Source organism: Pseudomonas sp. R62 (assembly GCF_000257605.1).
In the GTDB taxonomy this organism is placed as follows: Bacteria; Pseudomonadota; Gammaproteobacteria; order Pseudomonadales; family Pseudomonadaceae; genus Aquipseudomonas; species Aquipseudomonas atacamensis.
Genome location: NZ_JH635998.1, coordinates 390,756 through 392,552, shown reverse-complemented (window position 1 = coordinate 392,552; position 1,797 = coordinate 390,756). Strand labels below are relative to the sequence as shown.

1 pseudogene is annotated in these 1,797 nt (G+C 59.1%); it reads left to right on the top strand.

The window, feature by feature from the left end:
* A pseudogene (locus OQK_RS30945) lies at positions 1–1,573 on the top strand (glycosyltransferase); the annotation flags it as partial.
* Between the last annotated feature and the right edge of the window lie 224 nt (positions 1,574–1,797).

Here is a 1,797-nt window from a genome sequence, read left to right as displayed (position 1 = left end):
CACCCACGCCGACTGGCTGGACGAACTGCTCAATCATGCGCAGCGCCCGGAAGTCGGCGTGGTCGGCGCCAAGTTGTTCAACCCGGATGGTTATGTGCTGCATGCCGGCATGATTCTGGGGATGCAGGGCGCGGTCGGGCTGCCATTTTATGGACAGTCGCTGCAGTCGGACGGTTATATGTTCCGGCTGCAGGCCACCCACGATCTGAGTGCAGTCGGCGGTGATTGCCTGATGGTGCGCAAGACGGTTTTCGAGGCGGTGGCAGGGCTTGACGAAGAGGATTTGAAGCAGGCGCTGAACGTGGTGGATCTGTGCCTGCGCATCGGCCAGGAAGGCTACCTGGTAGTGTGGACGCCTTATGCCTTGCTGGCTCAGGGCGTGCGCCCGACTGTCGAGTCGACAACTGAGCAAGGCCAGCAACATTTGCACGAGCAAGAGACCTTCTACAAGCGCTGGCTGCCGCGCATTGCCCGCGATCCGGCCTTCAACGTCAACCTGTCACTGCAGGGCGTCGGAGCGACCAGTTTCAGCCTTGAGCCGGGCCTGCGTACGGGGTGGACTGCTTTTTCCAGGCCGCAATTGCCCAACGTACTCGCCGTGCCGATCAATGCCTCAGCCATTGGCCATTACCGCATGAGTCAGCCGCTGATAGAGCTGGAAGCGGCGAACCGCGCCGAAGGGTGTATTCGTTACGGCTTGCCGTCGATCATTGAAATCGAGCGTCAGTCGCCGGATGTCATCGTCCTGCAAGGGCGCTATTCCCAGGGCGCGATCGATGAAATCCCGCCGCTGAAAAAGTTCTGCCATGCCCGGCGCATCTTCGAGCTGGATGACTATGTGATCGATGTTCCGCATCGCAATGCGCATATCCGCAACATGCCCAGCAAGCAGGAAATGGAACGGATGGTGCGCCAGGCGATCAGCCTGTGCGACCGCGTGGTGGTCTCGACTCAACCACTGGCCAATGCGTTGTCGGACATGCACCACGACATTCGCGTAGTCCCCAATATGCTCGCGCAAAACCTCTGGACCGGTTTGCGGGGTCAGCGCCGCACCTCGAAAAAACCTCGCGTGGGTTGGGGCGGAGGCACCAGCCACCATGGCGATCTGGCGGTGATTGCCGATGTCGTGCGTGAATTGGCCAACGAAGTTGACTGGGTATTCTTTGGCATGTGCCCGGATGACCTGCGTCCGTACATGCACGAGTTCCACGGTGTGATTCCTCTGGACGTCTATCCGGCCAAGCTGGCCAGTCTTAACCTCGACCTGGCCCTGGCACCGCTGGAGTTTCACATTTTCAATGACTGCAAGAGCAACCTGCGTTTGCTGGAATACGGCGCCTGTGGTTATCCGGTCATCTGCACTGATACCGAAGCCTATCAGGGCTACCTGCCGTGCACGCGGGTGAAGACCAACAGCACTGATGAATGGCTGCAGGCGATTCGCATGCATCTGGCCGACCCTGACGCCAGTTATCGCATGGGTGACGAGCTGCACGAGGTGGTCATGCGCGATTATGTGTTGCGTGGTGACAATCTGCGGTATTGGGAGAATGGCTGGCTGGCGGATTGATCGTTTATATGGGCGGCTTTTTGGGGTTGCTTTTTTTGGGGCCTTGGCGGCCTTTGGGCCGACCAGGCTGTTGGGTTTTGGGTGTAGATCCGTTTCTGCGGATGTTGCTGATTACGGTTCCGCCCTTACGGCGGGTCACCTTTTTCAAACGCCAAAAAGGTAACCCAAAAGGCTTGCTCCTACGTTCGGCCCTCGCAGGCTCGGGTTCCTTCGCTGCGGGACTG